This window comes from Pseudomonas bijieensis, from assembly GCF_013347965.1.
In the GTDB taxonomy this organism is placed as follows: domain Bacteria; phylum Pseudomonadota; class Gammaproteobacteria; order Pseudomonadales; family Pseudomonadaceae; genus Aquipseudomonas; species Aquipseudomonas bijieensis.
The window spans coordinates 219183-237437 of sequence record NZ_CP048810.1 but is presented as its reverse complement, the minus strand read 5'-3'; the positions used below and the strand labels follow the sequence as shown (position 1 = coordinate 237437).

The 18255-nt window shown below is 65.9% G+C and carries 3 protein-coding genes; all 3 read left to right on the top strand.

All coding sequences use genetic code 11. From position 1 onward, the window contains the following. Positions 1-9: 9 nt before the first annotated feature. The 3 genes from GN234_RS00905 to GN234_RS00895 all read left to right on the top strand — a co-directional run bounded on the left by GN234_RS00905 (position 10) and on the right by GN234_RS00895 (position 18235). Positions 10-1056 carry a TauD/TfdA family dioxygenase gene (locus GN234_RS00905; RefSeq protein WP_109753165.1) on the top strand — a complete coding sequence of 349 codons (1047 nt, stop codon included), beginning with the start codon at positions 10-12 and terminating at the stop codon, positions 1054-1056. A gap of 111 nt (positions 1057-1167) precedes the next feature. Further along, a complete protein-coding gene (locus GN234_RS00900; protein ID WP_176687639.1) occupies positions 1168-4230 on the top strand; it encodes a non-ribosomal peptide synthetase in 3063 nt (1020 codons plus the stop codon). Between the two features lie 58 nt (positions 4231-4288). Then, positions 4289-18235, top strand: a complete 13947-nt coding sequence (locus GN234_RS00895) for a non-ribosomal peptide synthase/polyketide synthase (protein ID WP_176687638.1) — start codon at positions 4289-4291, stop codon at positions 18233-18235. Positions 18236-18255 lie beyond the last annotated feature (20 nt).

Genomic DNA, 18255 nt, shown 5'->3' with positions numbered 1-18255 from the left:
GATGCCGTTATGTCTATCGTGCCCCCATCGCCACGCGCCCTCGGCGCCGTGCGTCGCAAAGCCATGAGCGTCTCGGAACAACAGTTGGTGACCGAGCGCCTGCTCAGCCCGGACCACGCCCTGCCCCTGGTGATCGAGCCGGCGGTCAGTGGCGTCGACCTGGTCGCCTGGGCCGCCCGGGAACGCCAGTCGCTGGAAAAGAAACTGCTGGAGTACGGCGCCCTGCTGTTTCGCGGCTTCAACGTCGCGTCCGTCGAACAGTTCGACCAGGTGATCGCCGCCCTCTCCCCCGGCGCACTGGAATACATGTTCCGCGCCTCGCCCCGGACACGGGTCGGCGGCAACATCTACACCTCGACCGACTACCCGGCCGACCAGATGATTTTCCCCCACAACGAACACTCCTATTCGCCGCGCTTCCCGCTGCGGCTGTTCTTCTACTGCCAACTGCCGTCCGAGACAGGTGGTGAAACACCGATTGGTTCGACCCGCGCCGTGAAGGCCAGGATCAGCCCGCAGATCGAAGCGCGGTTCCGGGAAAAAGGCGTGCTGTACGTTCGCAACTACGGCGACGGTTTCGGCCTGCCGTGGCAGACCGTGTTCCAGTCCGAAGACCGCCGCGAAGTGGAGGCCTACTGCGCCAGCGTCGGCATCGAAGTGGAATGGAAAGACAACAATCGCCTGCGCACCCGCCAACGCGGGCCGGCCGTGGTGCGCCACCCGCGCACCGGCGAAGAGGTCTGGTTCAACCACGCGACGTTCTTCCACATCAGCACCCTGCCCGAACGCATCCGCGATTCGCTGCAAAGCAACTTCAACGACCTCGACCTGCCCACCAACACCTTTTATGGCGATGGCGAACCGATCGAGCCGCACGTACTGCAATCGCTGCGTGCGGCCTACCTCGACTCGCTGGTGCGTTTCAGTTGGCAACAGGGGGACGTGTTGTTCATCGACAACATGCTCGCCGTGCACGGTCGCGAACCCTTTACCGGCAAGCGCGCCATCATGACCGGCATGGCTGAAGCCCTGCTGTCGAGCGACGTTGCCGTCTGACATTCAACGGGTCCACCCGCCGTTCGCAGGAGGCTTGCCTGACACGTGTCCAGCAAGCCCCGGCGTCTGTGCGGTGATCCAGGCTCAAGCCCTTTTCCAGTCGAGATGAACATGAGCGGACTTCAAGGTTTTCGTATTTCACCGCAACAGGCATCGGTCTACCCCCACATCAACGGCGCGGCGGAGCACCCGTTCAGCTGTCATTTGCAATGGTCGCTGTCGCAACCGCTGGACGTCGACGCATTGAACAACCGCTTGCAAGCCCTGGTGGCCGGCAGCGAAATCCTGCGCACGCGACTGATGCCCGTACTCGGCCTGCGCGACCCGGTGCAGGTGATTGACGAAGCCGGCTCACTGGTGGTTAATCTGCAGGACCTGCGCCAGCACAGCCGCGCCGACCAGGACGCCGCACTGACTCGGCTCGCCGATCAGCCCCGTGACTGGACAACCCCTCTGTGCGTGACCCTGGTGCGCCTGTCCGATGAGCAAGCGGTCCTGGACCTGGCGGCGGCCAGCAGCCACTTCGACCTCGTCAGCCTGAAATGGCTGGCCGGTGCACTGCTGCAAGACACCCCCACGGACCTGTCCGAAACCCTGCAGTACGCCGATTACGCCGAGTGGCGCTGGAGCCTGGTCGAGGAGGCGCCGGACCATCCGGGCGTGAGTTTCTGGAAACCTTCGGGCGAAACCGAAGCGGCCACCTTGCAGCTTCCGCTCGAATCGGCCCTCGATGGCGGATTTGCCCCCGCCCGACTGGACCTCAGCCTGTCGACCGACCTCGCCCGTCACCCGGGCCTGACCCCGGACCTGCTGCTGGCGGCATGGGCAGCGGTGCTGGGCCGACTGGCCGGCCAGCAACAGGTGCCACTCGCCCTGATCCATGAAAGTCGCGGTGCGGAACTGGCGGATACCCTGGGCCTGTTCGAGCAGTGCCTGCCCGTGAACATCGAACTGGATGCCCAGGCGACCCTGCTGGAGCAAAGCACGCAAGTGGCCGCCACCCTGGAGCGAGCAATCGGCTGGCAAGACTATTACACCGGCCACCTCAACGCCGACTATGCCTTTGCCTGGCGTTTGGGCGATGCCCGGGAGCGCCATGCCAGCGCGGTGATGAACCCGTTGAAGGCGTGCCTGAACGTGCGCCAGTTGCCCGACAGCCTGCACGCGCAGTTGATCTACGATCGCCATGCCCTCAGTGCCGACGCGGCGGGTTGCCTCGCCGAGCAATGGCTGCAACTGCTGCAAGGCGCCCTGGCGGAACCGCAACGGGCCTGGGCCCAACTGCCCCTGGGTGGAGCGCTGCAATCGCAGCTGATCGGCACCAATGCGAACGTGCCCTCCATCGAACCGCTGACACTGGTGGAGTTGATCGCCCGTCAGGTTCGCCAACAGCCGGACGCCATCGCTCTCAGCGACAAGGACGGCGACCTGAGCTACAGCCGCCTCGATACCTGCGCCACACAGCTGGCCCATCGGCTGGTCGCGGCCGGCATCGGCCCCGGGGTGCCTGTCGGCATCCTGTTCGCCCGCAGCAACGCGGCCATTGTCGCCATGCTCGCCGTCTTGAAAGCCGGTGGCGCCTACGTGCCAATCGACCCGACCTACCCGGCCGACCGCCGCGCCTACATGCTCGCCGACAGCGCCATTGCCCACATCGTGGTCAGCGCCGAACTGGCCGACAGCGTGCCGGCCAGCCTGCAACGCTTCGTGCTGGATGACCTGGCAACGCCGGACCTCGGCGATTTGCCGACACTGCCGTTGCCAGACGCGAACGACCTCGCCTACTTGATCTACACCTCGGGCTCGACCGGTGCGCCGAAAGCCGTGGAAATCAGCCACGGCGCCCTGAGCTTCTCGACTCAGGTGCGCATGGCCGCCTATGCGACGCCAGTGCGCGCCTACCTGCTGCTGTCGTCGTTTGCCTTCGACAGTTCGGTCGCCGGGATTTTCTGGACCCTGGCCCAAGGCGCACGCCTGGTATTGCCCGCCCCAGGTGAAGAGCTGGAGATGTCTCGCCTGGCCCAGTTGATTACCCAGCATCAGGTCAGCCATGGTCTGTCGCTGCCGTCGCTCTACCAGGCCCTGCTCGATCAGTTGCAACGCAGTGGCGGAGCCGACAGCCTCGCCTGCTGGATCGTCGCCGGCGAAGCCTGTCCGCCGTCGCTGATCGCGCAACACAGCAAGGCTCTGCCCCACGCCCGGCTGGTGAACGAATACGGCCCCACGGAAGCCACCGTCTGGGCCACCTATGAGGTGTTGGAGCCCAATCGGAACGTCAGCATCGGCCGTCCGATCGCCGGCATGGACCTGCGCCTGCTGAACGAATTCGACACCGCCTGCGGCATCGGCGAGCCGGGAGAAATCGTCCTCGCCGGCCCGACCCTGGCCCGCGGCTACCGCAACAAGCCCGAAGAAACCGCCAAGGCCTTCGTCACCCTGGCCGACGGCACCCGTGCCTACCGCACCGGCGACCTGGCGTGCTGGCTGGCCGACGGACGCCTGGCGTTCCTCGGACGCAAGGATCATCAGGTCAAGGTCCGCGGCTACCGCATCGAGCTGGGGGAAATCGAACGCCAGTTGTGCAGCCACAGCGACGTGCGCGAAGCCGCGGTGATCGTCCAGGAACAGGCCGCAGGCAAGCGCCTGCTCGCCTACATCCTGGCCGCTCATGGCTACGCACCGGACTCCGAGGCGATCAAGCGTTTCCTCGGCGAACGCCTGCCGTCGTACATGGTGCCGGCCCTGGTGCTGACCCTGGCGAGCTTTCCACGCACGCCCAACGGCAAGCTCGACACTCGCCAGTTGCCCGACCCGGACCAGTTCGATGAAAGCGCCCATGTGGCGCCGCGCAATGCCATGGAGACCACCCTGCAAGCCATCGTCGCCAAGGTCTTGAAGCTCTCGACCGTGAGCGTCACCGACAACTTTTTCGCCATCGGCGGCGACTCGATCCTGAGCCTGCAAGTGGTGGCCCAGGCCCATGAGCAAGGCATCGCACTCTCGGCCAAGCAAGTCTTCGAACGCCAGACCATCGCCGCCATGGCCGAGGTCGCGCAACCGCTGGCCCCGAACGCCGCCGAGCCGCAAGCCGACAGCACCGAGTTCAGCGCCTCGGGCCTGTCCGATGACGAAATGCAAGCGTTGCTGGCCGAACTGGACGAGGCCGACCTGTGAACGGCTCCTCCCGTCGCCACGCCATCACCGCTGCCCCTTTTTACGCAGGACGCTTTCAATGACCACCGAAAAAACCGCCGGTAACCCGATCGAAGACATTTATCCGCTATCGCCGCTGCAACAAGGGATGCTATTCCACTCCTTGCTGCACGAAGACTCCGGCGTGTACCTGATGCAGGATCGCTACCGCATCGGCGGAGCCATCGATGAAGCGGCGTTCCTCGAATCGTGGCGCCAGGTGGTGGCGCTGCACCCTTCCCTGCGCGCCAGTTTCCAATGGAAAAGCCAGAAGCAACCGGTGCAGGTGATCCATCGCCAGGTCAAGGTGCCGCTGGACACCCTCGACCTGCGCGGGCTCGCCCCCCATGAGCAGGAAGCGCGAATCCGCACGCTGCTGGAAGACGAGCAGAAAGTCGGCTTCAACCTGTCCAAGCCACCGCTGATTCGCTTCCGGCTGGTGCGCCTGGCCGATGAATCCTACGAGTTCATTCGCAGCTTCCACCACATCCTGATGGACGCCTGGTGCATTTCCCTGGTGACCGTGGACTTCCTCAAAGTCTACGAAGCACTGTGCAACGACCGCACGCCGGAACTGAAAAGCCCTCGGCCATTTCGCGATTACATCCAGTGGCTACAACGCCAGGACGCAGGCAAGGCTGAGCAATTCTGGCGCGGCCAGTTGCAAGGCCTCAACGCCCCCACGCCACTGACCGTGGACAACGGCGTGACCCGCGACCGCTACACCGATGCAGTGCTGGTGGACGACCAACTGATTCACCTCGACGCGCAGGAAACCCAAGCGCTGGCAGCGTTCTGCCGCAGTCGCCGGATCACCCCGAACACGTTTTTCCAAGGTGTCTGGTCGTTGTTGCTGTCGCGCTACAGCGGGCAGCGGGACGTGGTCTTCGGCGTCACTGTGGCCGGGCGTCCGGCCGACCTGACCGGCGTCGCGGAAATGATCGGCCTGTTCATCAACACCTTGCCGCTGCGGGTTTCGGTGGACCCGAACGCCTCGCTCGGCAATTGGCTGGGCGACCTGCAAAAGCTCAACGTCGACATGCGCGACTTCGAGCACACGCCGTTGACCGATATCCAGGGCTGGAGCGATTTCCCCCGGGGCGAAACCCTGTTCGACAGCATCCTGGTGTTCGAAAACGCACCCATCGACGAACAGATCCTCGAAGGCGGTTTCCAGTTCAGCCTCGAAGGCATGGACCACAGCGTGCACACCCACTACGGCTTGACCGTGGTGATCCTGCCGGGCGAACAGCTGGGCATCCGCGTGTCCTATGACCGCGAACGTTTCGAGGCCGCCACCGTGCAGCGCCTGCTGGGCCATATCGCCAGCCTGGTGCGCAGCATGCTCGCCGCCCCCGACGCGCCATTGGCCAGCTTCGAACTGCTGGCCGCCGAGGAACGCCAGCAGTTGCTGGGCGAGTGGGCGCTCAACCCCCACGCTTTTCCGCTGGATCAAAGCTACGCCGAGCTGTTTGCCGCCCAGGTGGCCCAGCGCGGCGAACAGGTCGCCGCGATCTGCACCGGTGAGTCGTTGACCTACGCCGAGCTGGACCTGCGTTCCACGCGCCTGGCCCATGCCCTGCGAGAAGCCGGCGCCGCTGAAGATCAACTGGTGGCGCTGGTCGCCCCCCGTGGCCTGGCGTTGTTGACTATGATGCTGGCCGTGTTCAAGGCCGGCGCGGCGATGCTGCCCCTTGAAGTCAATCATCCGCCCGAGCGCCTGCGGGAAATCCTCGGGCTGTCCGGCGCGCCGTTGCTGGTCGCCAGCGAAGCTTGCAGCAGCCTGCTCGATCAACTGCTCAGCGGCCTCGACCAGGCGCCCGAGGCGCTGTTCGCCGAAGCCTGCTGGACGTCCGGCAACGACGCGCCGCTGCCGGTGCTCGCGGGCCCGCACAGCCTGGCCTACGTACTGTTCACCTCGGGTTCGACCGGCACGCCCAAGGGCGTGATGATCGAACAGCGTGGCATGCTCAACAATATCTTCGGCAAGGTGCCGGCCCTGGGGCTCAGCGCCACCGACCGGATTCCCCAGACCGCGTCGGTGGCGTTCGACATTTCGGTGTGGCAGTTCCTCGCCGCGCCGGTGCTCGGCGCCACCGTGCACATTCTTGCGGATGAAGTCGCCCACGACCCGCAGCGCCTGTTGCAAGTGCTTGCCAGCGAGCGCCTGAACGTACTGGAAATCGTCCCGAGCCTGATGCGTACCTTGCTCGCGCTGTGCCCATGCGATTTGCAATTGCCGGACTTGCGCTGGGTCCTGCCCACCGGTGAAGCCCTGCCGCCGACTGTGGCCCGGGACTGGTTCGCGCGCTTCCCCGACATCGCCCTGATGAACGCCTATGGGCCGGCCGAATGCGCCGACGACGTGGCCTTCCAGCCGATTTTCGAAGCACCGGGGGCCGAGGTCAGCCACATGCCCATCGGCCAGCCGACCGCCAACAACCGCCTGTATGTGCTGGACGAATCCCTGCGCCCGGTGCCGGTCGGCGTGGCCGGGGAAATCTGCGTCGGTGGCGTCGGCGTCGGCCGCGGCTACCTGCACGACCCGCAACGCACCGCCGAGGCGTTTATCGACCATCCTCAACTCGAAGGTCGCCTGTACCGCACCGGTGACCTGGGACGCTGGCGTGCCGACGGGGTGATCGAATACCTGGGCCGGCGCGACCAGCAGGTGAAACTGCGCGGGCACCGGATCGAACTGACGGAAATCGAACACCGTCTCGCCCAGCACCCGAACGTCCGCGAGGCCGCCGTCCTGCTGCGGGAAAACACCGTCGGCGAAGCCTGGCTGGTGGCGTACTGGTCGGCCCATGACCAGACCCTGGACAGCGACGGCCTGAGCGAACACCTGCGCACCCAACTGCCGCCATACATGGTGCCAGCGGCCTTCGTCTGCCTGGACAAACTGCCCCTGAACAATAACGGCAAGGTCGACCGCAAGGCCCTCGCCGCCCGCGAGCTGGACTGGCAGGCCGACACCCAGCAGAGCATCGCCCCGCGCAACGCGCTGGAAACCAGCGTGGCGTCGATCTGGGCCGAGGTCCTGGGGCGCGGCACGGTGGGCGTGGAAGACAACTTTTTCACCCTCGGCGGGCACTCGCTGCTGGCGACCCAGATCGTTGCCCGCCTGCGCACCCAGTTCAAGCTCGACCTGCCGTTGCGGGTGCTGTTCGAACAGCCGACCGTGGCCTTGCTGGCCGAAGCCATCGGCGCACGCCTGGCCGAGGCCGCCGCCCCGCAAGCCAGCGCGACCAGCGTGCCCAAGGCCCAGCCACGTCCGCCGCTGCTGCCGTTGTCGTTCTCGCAACAACGCCTGTGGTTCATCGAGCAACTGACGCCGGGCACCACCCTGTTCAACATCCCGTTCGCCCTGCACCTCAATGGTGAACTCAATGTCGAGGCGCTGCACGCCAGCCTGAACGATCTGCTGGTGCGCCATGAAATCCTGCGCACCGGCATCCACAGCGTCGACGGCGTGCCGTGCCAGCGTATCAGCCCAACACTGGACATCGCGCTGCCCTTCGAAGACTTGTCGAGCCTGACCGCCACCGCCCGCGCCGGCGCGCAGTTCAATGCCCTGCAAGACACCTTCGAGCAACCGTTCGACCTGACCCGCCCACCACTGCTGCGTGCGCGTTTGCTGCGCTTGGCGCCGGGCGAGCACGTACTCGGCATCGCCCTGCATCACCTGGTCTCGGACGCCTGGTCGGCCACCATCGCCCTGCGCGAACTGGCCCTGGGTTATGAAGCCCGTTGCAACGGTGCCGCCGCCGAACTGCCGGCCCTGCCGCTGCAATACGCCGACTTCGCCCTCTGGCAGCGCGAACACCTGCAAGGCGCCGAACTCAAGCGCCAGCTCGATTACTGGACCACCACCCTGGACCGCCGCGACAGCGACGCCAGCCCGCTGCTGGCCTTGCCCACCGACCATCCACGGCCATCGGTGCAAAGCTACCGCGCCGGGATCGTGCAGCGTGAACTCAGCGCCGACCTCAGCACCCGGGTGCAAGCCTTTGCCAGTCGCCTCGGCACCACACCGTTCACCGTCCTGTTCGCCGGTTTTGCCGTGTTGATGCACCGTTTGAGCGGCGATGCCACGGTACTGGTCGGCACCCCGGTCACCCACCGTGAACAGCCTGGCACCGAAGGGCTGCTGGGCATCTTGCTGAACAACCTGGCGATCCGCGCCGACTTCGAGCCGCAAGCCGGCTTCACCGCCCTGGTCAAACAAGTGGCTGAGCGCCTGCGCAATGGCCTGCTGCATCAGGACCTGCCGTTCGAACAATTGGTGGACAGCCTGCAACTGCCACGCAGCCTCAGCCATGCGCCGCTGTACCAGGTAATGGTCGCCCAACAACTGGCCATGGAATCGCGATTGCGCTTCCCCGGGCTGGAATTCGAAGCGCTGGACACGCCGCTGCGCCACTCTGAATGCGATCTGGACCTGCACGTGCTGTGCCCGGCCAATGCGCCGATCCAACTGGAGCTGATGTTCGCCCTCGACCTGTTCGTCGCCGACAGCGCCCGCCAGACCCTCGCCCGCCTGGAGCATTTGCTCGAACACATGCTCGCCGAGCCACAGCGCCCGGTCGCCGCCTTGCCACTGCTGATGGACACGGAGTGGCAACGCACCGTGGTCGAGTGGAACCGCACCGAGATGCCGGTGCCGACGCACCTGACCTTCGCCCAGTTGTTCGAACAACAGGCCGAGCGCACCCCGGAACGTGACGCCCTGTGTTTCGAAGGCCGCAGCCTGAGCTACGGCGAACTGAACCGGCGCGCCAACCAGGTGGCGCACTACCTGCGCAGCCGTGGCGTCGCTGCCAACCGCCCGGTGGCGCTGTGTGTCGAGCGCTCGCTGGAACTGCTGGTCGGCCTGCTGGGCATTCTCAAGTCCGGTGGCGCCTATGTGCCGCTGGACCCGACCTATCCGGTGGATCGCCTGGCGTACATGCTCGAAGACGCGCAACCGGCGCTGTTCCTCGGCCAGCAAGGCCTGTTGGAACAACTGGGGGCCGGCCTGCCACGCCTGCGCCTGGACAGCGACGCCGCTCTGTTCGCCAACCAACCGGACAGCAACCCGACTCCACTGGCCGGGCCGCAAGACCTGGCCTACATCATGTACACCTCCGGCTCGACCGGTAAGCCCAAGGGCACCCTGGTGACCAACGGCTCGGTGGTCAACCTGGCCTGGGCGCGTATCCATGGCTTGTATCGCCGCTACACCGACCAGCCGATGCGCACCAGCTTCAACTACTCGTTCGCCTTCGACAGTTCGGTAGCCGAGCTGATCCTGTTGCTCGACGGCCACAGCCTGTACCTGACCCCGGAAGAGGTGCGCTACGACCCCGAGGCCCTCGCCGGATTCTTCCGCGACACTCGCCTGGAGGCCTTCGAGTGCACCCCGGCACAGCTCAAGGCCCTGCTCGAAAGCGACGGCGTTCGCCGTGGCGAGGTGTACCTGCCGCGCTTCGTGCTGTTCGGTGGCGACGCGGTGGACGCGCAACTGTGGCAACGCCTGCCGTCGATTACCGGCAGCCGCTTCTTCAACACCTACGGCCCGACCGAATGCACGGTGGACGCTACCGGCTGCGCGGTGGATGACTTCCCGCTGCGGCCGATCATCGGCCGCCCCATCGCCAACGTACGCACCTACGTGCTCGATGCCTTCCTCAACCCGATGCCGGTGGGCGTCCCGGGGGAACTGCACATCGGCGGTGCCGGCGTGACCCTGGGCTACCTCAACCGCGCCGAGCAGACCGCGAAGGTGTTCATCGAAGACCCGTTCTCATCCGTGGCAGGCGCGCGGATGTACAAGTCCGGCGACCTGGTGCGCTGGTTGCCCGACGGCCAGCTCGAATACCTGGGCCGTATGGATCATCAAGTGAAGATCCGTGGCTTCCGCGTCGAGCTGGGGGAAATAGAAACCCTGATCGGCGCCCAGCCAGGCGTGCGCCAGGCCGTGGTGCTGGCCCGTGAAGACGTGCCCGGCGACAAGCGCCTGGTGGCCTACGTGACATGCGACCAGCAGGCCGACATCCATGCCTGGCGCAAAGCGATTGGTGCCGCCCTGCCCGACTACATGGTGCCCTCGGCGTTCGTGCTGCTCGATGAGCTGCCGCTGACCGACAACGGCAAACTCAACCGCAAGGCCTTGCCGGCCCCGGACATCCAAGCCGCGCCAGACGCCCTCGACCCACCTCGCAGCGCCGCCGAACAGCAACTGGCCGCCCTATGGGCCGAGTTGCTGAACCTGCCGTCGGCGCAAATCGGCCGTGACAGCCATTTCTTCTACCTCGGCGGCCACTCGCTACTGGCGGCCACGCTGTTTGCCCGCCTGCGCCAACAGTTCGCCAGCGTGCCGCCGCTGCGAGCGGTGTTCGAACACCCGACCCTCGAAGCCCTGGCCGCGCTGCTGGGTGATCCGCTGCAAGCCCCGGCGGCAACCTTCGTCCCGGCGGCACGTCCGGCGCGCCTGCCGCTGTCGTTCGAACAGCAACGCTTGTGGTTCCTCGAACAACTGAGCACTGGCGGTGGCGAGTACAACGTGGTCAGCGCCGTGCAGCTGGACGGCGAACTCAATGTCCAGGCCCTGCAAACGGCCCTGAACAGCGTGGTCCAGCGCCACGAAATCCTGCGCAGCCGCATCGTGCGCGATACCGATGGCGAGTTGCGCTTGGTGGTCGAACCGCAGGTCGATCTCACTCTGCGAGTTACAGTATTGGAGGCGAGCAGCGACGCGCAGTGGCAGCAACTGACCGACACAGCGATCCACGCGGAAACCGGCCGCCGCTTCGACCTCGCCGCCGACGTGCCCGTCCGTGCCACGTTGCTGCAACACCGCGACGGCATCCAGTCGCTGTTGTTGCTCAGCGTGCACCACTGCGCTATCGATGACGCCTCCAGCCAGAACCTGCTGGATGAACTGCGACGGTTCTACACCGCCCAGTGCCAGGGCACCCCGGTGGCGGTGCCAGAGCTGGCGCTGCAATACCCCGATTACGCCCTCTGGCAGCGCGAACCCGGCCAACAGACCGCGTTCAGCAGTCAGCTGCAATACTGGCGCGACCAACTGGAAGACGGCGACTACCTGCTGGACCTGCCGACCGAACAGGGCCGTCCAAACCAGCTCGCCCCAGCGGCGGGCGCGGTGCAATTGCAGTTGCCGCCAGCGCTGGTGGAACGCCTGCGGCAGTTCGCCCAGCAACGCGGTGCCACCCTGTACATGCTCATGCTCGGTGCGGCGCAACTGCTCTTGGGCCGCTACGCCAACCAGCGCGACGTGCGAATCGGCAGCCCGGTGGCCCAGCGGCCATTCGCCGAGCTGCAACCGCTGATCGGCTGCTTCGTCAACACCGTGGTCATGCGTGCCGACCTCGATCCGACGCTGGATTTCGAAGGTTTGCTGGGCCAGGTACGCAACCGTGTGCTGGATGCCCAGCAGCATCAGGATGTGCCGTTCGACCAGGTCGTGGAGCACTTGAAGCCTTCACGCAGCCTCGGCCAGACGCCGCTGTTCCAAGTGCTGTTCGCCATGCAGAACGCTGACTCGTCGAGCCAGCCATGGCCGCAGTTGCAGGTCAGCGAACGGGCGGTGACCGCCCAGGCCACCAAGTACGACCTGAACTGGGAAGTGCACGACGGCGAGGTGCTGTCGGTGTTGCTGGAATACCGCGCCGCGCTGTTCAGCGAAACCACGGCCCGGCGTTGGCTGGAACAGTGGCAACAACTGCTGGAAACCATGCTCGATGCGCCACAGACCCGCCTCGGGGATTGGACACCGCTGCCAACGGCAGAACGTCAGCGTCAGTTGGTCGAATGGAACGCCACTGAACGTCACTACAGCGGCCCGACCAACCTGCACACCGCCCTGAGCCAACAGGCCGCACTGAGCCCCAACGCTCCGGCACTGGTGTTCGAAGGCCAGCGCCTGAGCTATGCCGAGCTGGACCAGCGGGCACAAACCGTCGCCCGGGCCTTGCGCGCAGTCGGCGTGGGCACCGACAGCATCGTGCCGGTGTGCATGGAACGTTCCGTGGAGATGGTCGTGGCCTTGCTCGGCATCGTCCATGCCGGCGCCGCGTGGCTGCCGCTGGATCCGGAACTGCCTGCCACGCGCCTGGCGTTCCTGATCGAAGATGCCGATGCCAAGGTCACCTTGACCCAGGCGCAATGGCTGTCGCGCCTGCCCGTTGGGCATCAAGCCTGGACGCTGGATGCGTTGCCGAACGCTGAAGTGGGAGAACCGATCAGCGTCGAGGCTAACGACCTGGCCTACGTGCTCTACACCTCCGGTTCCACCGGCCAGCCCAAAGGCGTGATGAACGAACACGGCGCCTTGATGAACCGCCTGCACTGGATGCAGGACGCCTTCCCGATTGGCCCGAACGACCGTGTATTGCAGAAAACCCCATACAGCTTCGACGTCTCGGTGTGGGAGTTCTTCTGGCCGCTGATCACTGGCGCGACCCTGGTGGTCGCCCGTCCGGACGGGCATCGCGACCCGGCCTACCTCAGCCAGTTGATCCAGCAGGAACGCGTCACCACCCTGCACTTCGTGCCGTCGATGCTCCGTGCCTTTGTCGAAGAGCCGAGCCTGGTCGACTGCCACAGCCTGCGCCAGGTGTTCGCCAGCGGCGAAGCCTTGCCGGTGGACCTGGTGCGGCGCTTCATGGGCCAACACCCGGCGGCACTGGTCAACCTGTACGGTCCGACCGAAGCGGCCATCGACGTCTCGGTCTGGCGTTGCTCGGCCGACGACGTGATCGTGCCGATCGGCAAGCCCATCGCCAACCTGCGCCTGTACATCCTCGACGAAGCCCTGCAACCGCTGCCGATTGGCAGCATCGGCGAGCTGTACATCGGCGGCGTCGGCGTGGCCCGGGGTTATCTGAAGCGTCCGGACCTGACCGAGGAACGCTTCCTCGCCAGTCCGTTCGTGGCCGGTGATCGCCTGTACCGCACCGGTGACCGCTGCCGCTTCCTGGCCGATGGCAACATCGAGTACCTGGGACGTCTCGACCATCAGGTGAAGTTGCGTGGACAACGCATCGAGCTGGGGGAAATCGACGCTGCGCTGCTGGCCCAGGCCGGTGTGCGCGACGCCGCCACCTTGTTGCTCGACCAGCGCCTGGTAAGTTTCTGGTGCGGTGACGCCGATGAAGCGACCCTGCGTGCCGACTTGAGTGACAGCCTGCCCGCGCACATGCAGCCAAGCCTGTTCGTGCAGCTCGAGCGCCTGCCGCTCAACAGCAACGGCAAGCTCGACCGCAAGACACTGGCCGCCACGCCGCTGCCCCAGAGCCAAAGCGACCAGCCGCGCACCGCGCCGCGCAATGTCACTGAAACCGTGCTCTGCGAACTGTTCAGCGAAGTACTGGACTGTTCGCAAGTCGGCATCGAGGACAACTTTTTCCAACTCGGCGGCCATTCCCTACTGGCTACCCGCCTGGTCAGCCGGGTCCGTGAACGTCTTGGGGTTTCCCTGCCCTTGTCGCTGGTGTTCGCCCAACCGACGGTCGCGGCCCTGGCCGAGCATCTGCGCACGGCCATGCCCGGTGAATCGATCAGCGCGCAACCGCGCCCGGCGCAATTGCCCCTGGGTCTGGCCCAGCGCCGGTTCTGGATGCTCAGCCGCCTGGTGCCGGAATCCCGCGAGTACCACATGCCATTCGCCCTGACCTTGCGCGGCGAGCTGCAGGTCCAGGTCTTGCGTGACGCCTTTGAACAGGTCAGCCAACGCCACCTGGTGCTGCGCAGCCGGATTGTCGAAGTCGACGGCGAGCCACAACTGCTGATCGACGACCATGGTCCGGTGCTCGCGGTCACTGGCGTCGCGACCCAGGACTGGGCAACCACCTGCGCCAACGCCCAGGATGAACTGATGACACCGTTCGACCTGGCCGCCACCGCGCCTTGGCGTGCGCACCTGCTGCAACGCCAGGGCAGCGACGAAAACCTGTTGCTGGTGTGCCTGCATCATAGCGCCACCGACGGCTGGGCCATGCAGTTGCTCATCGATGAACTGACCCAGGCCTACGCCGCCGGCCTCAACGGGCAATCGCCCGCCTGGACGCCGCTGGAGATCGACTACGTCGATTTCGCCCTCTGGCAACAGCACCCGGACACCCAGGCCCGACGCAGTGAAAGCCTGGACTATTGGAAAAACCACCTGGGCCAGGACGACTACCAGCTCGATCTGCCCCTCGATCATCCACGCGGCGCCGAAGCGGACCGGCGCGCCCGGCAACTGACCGTTCGCCTCGGCACCCCGCGCGCCGAAGCCATCCGGCAGTTCGCCCGTCAGCGCGGCACGACCAGCTATGTGGTGCTGGCCACCGCCTTGAGCGCGCTGCTGGCCCGCTACAGCGGCCAGCGGGAAATCCGCCTCGGCACCCCGGCGGATCAACGTGACCATGCGCAAACCCAGACGTTGCTGGCCTGCCTGGTCAACACCCTGGTGATCCGCAGCGACGTCGACCAACGGGCCCCGGCCGAGCGATTGCTCGCCAGCCTCGAAGCTGATCTGCGCGCCGCCCAGGCCCACGCCGATCTACCCTTCGCCACCCTGGTCGGTGCCGTCGCGCAAAACCGCGACCTGAACCGTACGCCCCTGTTCCAGGTGTTGTTCTCCCTCAACTATGGCCGCGTCGACAGCAGCCAATGGCCGGGGCTGAACGTCGAAGAGCAGATGCTGCCGGTGATCGACGCCAAGTTCGAACAGAGCTGGGAAGTCCAGGACGACGGCAGCGACATGACCCTGGCGCTGGAGTACCAATCGGCGCTGTTCGACGAAACGACGATGCAACGCTGGAGCACGCAGTGGTGTGCGTTGCTCGACGCACTGGTAGCGGCACCGGAACGCACCCTGGTCGAACTGTTCCCGCAACAGCAGGACCAACAGCAACTGGATCGCTGGAACGCCACTGAACGTCACTACAGCGGCCCGACCAACCTGCACACCGCCCTGAGCCAGCAAGCGGCCCTGAGCCCCAACGCCCCGGCACTGGTGTTCGAAGGCCAGCGCCTGAGTTATGCCGAGCTGGACCAGCGGGCACAAACCGTTGCTCGGGCCTTGCGCGCAGCCGGCGTGGGCACCGACAACATCGTGCCGGTGTGCATGGAGCGCTCGGTGGAGATGGTCGTGGCCTTGCTCGGCATCGTCCATGCCGGCGCCGCGTGGCTGCCGCTGGATCCGGAACTGCCTGCCACGCGCCTGGCGTTCCTGATCGAAGATGCCGATGCCAAGGTCACCTTGACCCAGGCGCAGTGGCTGTCGCGCCTGCCGGCCGGGCATCAAGCCTGGACGCTGGAGGCGTTGCCAAACGCTGAAGTTGGAGAACCGATCAGCGTCGAGGCCAACGACCTGGCCTACGTGCTCTACACCTCCGGTTCCACCGGTCAGCCCAAAGGCGTGATGAACGAGCACGGCGCCTTGATGAACCGCCTGCACTGGATGCAGGACGCCTTCCCGATTGGCCCGAACGACCGAGTGCTGCAAAAGACCCCGTACAGCTTCGACGTCTCGGTGTGGGAGTTCTTCTGGCCGCTGATCACTGGCGCGACCCTGGTGGTCGCCCGTCCGGACGGGCATCGCGACCCGGCCTACCTCAGCCAGTTGATCCAGCAGGAGCAGGTCACGACCTTGCACTTCGTGCCGTCGATGCTGCGGGCCTTTGTCGAGGAACCGAGCCTGGTCAATTGCCACAGCCTGCGCCAGGTCTTCGCCAGCGGCGAAGCCTTGCCGGTGGACCTGGTGCGGCGCTTCATGGGCCAACACCCGGCGGCACTGGTCAACCTGTACGGCCCGACCGAAGCGGCCATCGACGTCTCGGTCTGGCGTTGCTCGGCCGACGACGTGATCGTGCCGATCGGCAAGCCCATCGCCAACCTGCGCCTGTACATCCTCGACGAGGCCCTGCAACCGCTGCCGATTGGCAGCATCGGCGAGCTGTACATCGGCGGCGTCGGCGTGGCCCGGGGTTATCTGAAGCGTCCGGACCTGACCGAGGAACGCTTCCTCACCAGCCCGTTCGTGGCCGGTGACCGCCTGTACCGCACTGGCGACCGTTGCCGCTTCCTGGCCGATGGCAACATCGAGTACCTGGGGCGTCTCGACCATCAAGTCAAGTTGCGTGGACAACGCATCGAGCTGGGGGAAATCGACGCTGCGCTGCTGAACCTTCCGGCCATCACCGGTGCCTGCACCCTGGTCATCGATAATCGCCTGGTGGCGTTCTACAGCAGTAGCACCGCGCAGTCGGACCTCGACACCCAGCTCGCGGCCGAACTACCGGCGTACATGGTGCCAGCGGTGTGGGTGCAAGTCCCGGCCCTGCCCCTGAGCACCAACGGCAAGATCGACCGCAAGGCCTTGGCTGCCTTGCCCCTGCCGAACACCCAGAGAGACTACGCGGCACCGCGCAATGACCTGGAACGCCTGCTCTGCCAGCTGTTTGGCGAACTGCTCGGCGAAACCTTGACCGGCGGCCGTGAAGTCGGCACCTCGGACAGTTTCTTCGCCCTGGGCGGTGACTCGATCCTTGGCCTGAAACTGATCTCGCGTTTGCGTGAACAGGGCTATTCGCTCACGCCACGGGATCTGTTCCGCTCGCCGACCCCGGCGGCCCTGGCCCACGTGACCACGGCACTGCTGACCCAGGCCGAACAAGGCGAAGTGACCGGACCGATGCCGCTGATGCCATTGCACCAGTGGTTCTTCGACCAGCAACAGGTCCACGCCGCACACTGGAACCAATCGGTGCTGGCCGACAGTGACCGCCGCCTGGAACCGGCCATCGTGCAAGCCACGCTGGATCGGCTGGTGGCCCACCACGACGCCCTGCGCCTGCGTTTCACCGATGTCGACGACCGATGGCAAGCCCACATCGCGCCGGTGGCACCGGCCCAACTGACCTGCTGCGAGCACCCGGAACAGCTGCTACACGTCGCACAAAGCCTGGACCTGCAACACGGCCCGCTGTTCGCCGCGGCCCTGCTGGAAGGCACACCGCAGCGCCTGTACCTGGTGGCTCATCACCTGGTGGTCGATGCGGTGTCCTGGACGCCGTTGCTGGAAGACTTCCAACAGCTGTACGCCGCACTGGAGCGTGGCGAAAGCCCGACGTTGCCGGCAAAAACCACCGCCTATCGGCAATGGGCCGAGCACCTGCAAGCCCATGGTGCCAAGGTCGCTGCCGAGCATCGCTACTGGAGTGCCCAGACCGGCGCGAACCAGCCGCCAATGGCCATCGTCGCTGAGCGCCAGACACTGTCGGCCCGCTGGGATGCCAGCTGCACGCACCAATGGCTGACCGAGTCCCATACCGCATACCGCACGCAACCGGAAGAACTGCTGATCGCCGCCCTCGCCGCAACCCTGGCCGAGGTCGAACAGCGCAGTGACATCGTGGTGGACCTGGAGCGCCACGGGCGTGACGCACCGTTTGCCGGACTGGACGTCGGCCGTACCGTCGGCTGGTTCACCACGCTTTACCCACTGCGGGTGAACGCCAGCGGCGCCGCCGGCGATCAGGTGCGCAACGCCAAGCAAGCCTTGCGTGACGTACCCGGCCTGGGCCTGGGCTACGGCTTGTTGCGCCAGCGCGGCGAGTTGCCGGCCAGCCATGGTGATGTGCTGTTCAACTACCTGGGGCATGAGCAAACGCCAGAGGGCTGGTTGCGCGCCAGCAGCCTGACCCCGCCGCCGGACGTGGCCCCGCAGAACCGAGTGACCCATGCCCGTGAAGTGGTGGCCTGGCTGGAGGACGGCGTGTTGCGTGTCGAATGGCACAGCGTCACGCCGAATGCCGACAGCCATTTGCCCGCGCGCCTGCTGGAACGTTTGCAGGCGCTGGTCGAACACTGCCTCGACCCACAGGCCGGTGCGCTGATGCCCGCTGACTTCCCGCTGGCCAAGGCTCTGAACCAGAAGTCCCTGGACAAACTGCTGGGCAAGCTCAAGACCAAACCCAATTCCCAAAGCTAGCGAGCGACGCGGCGCCCGCA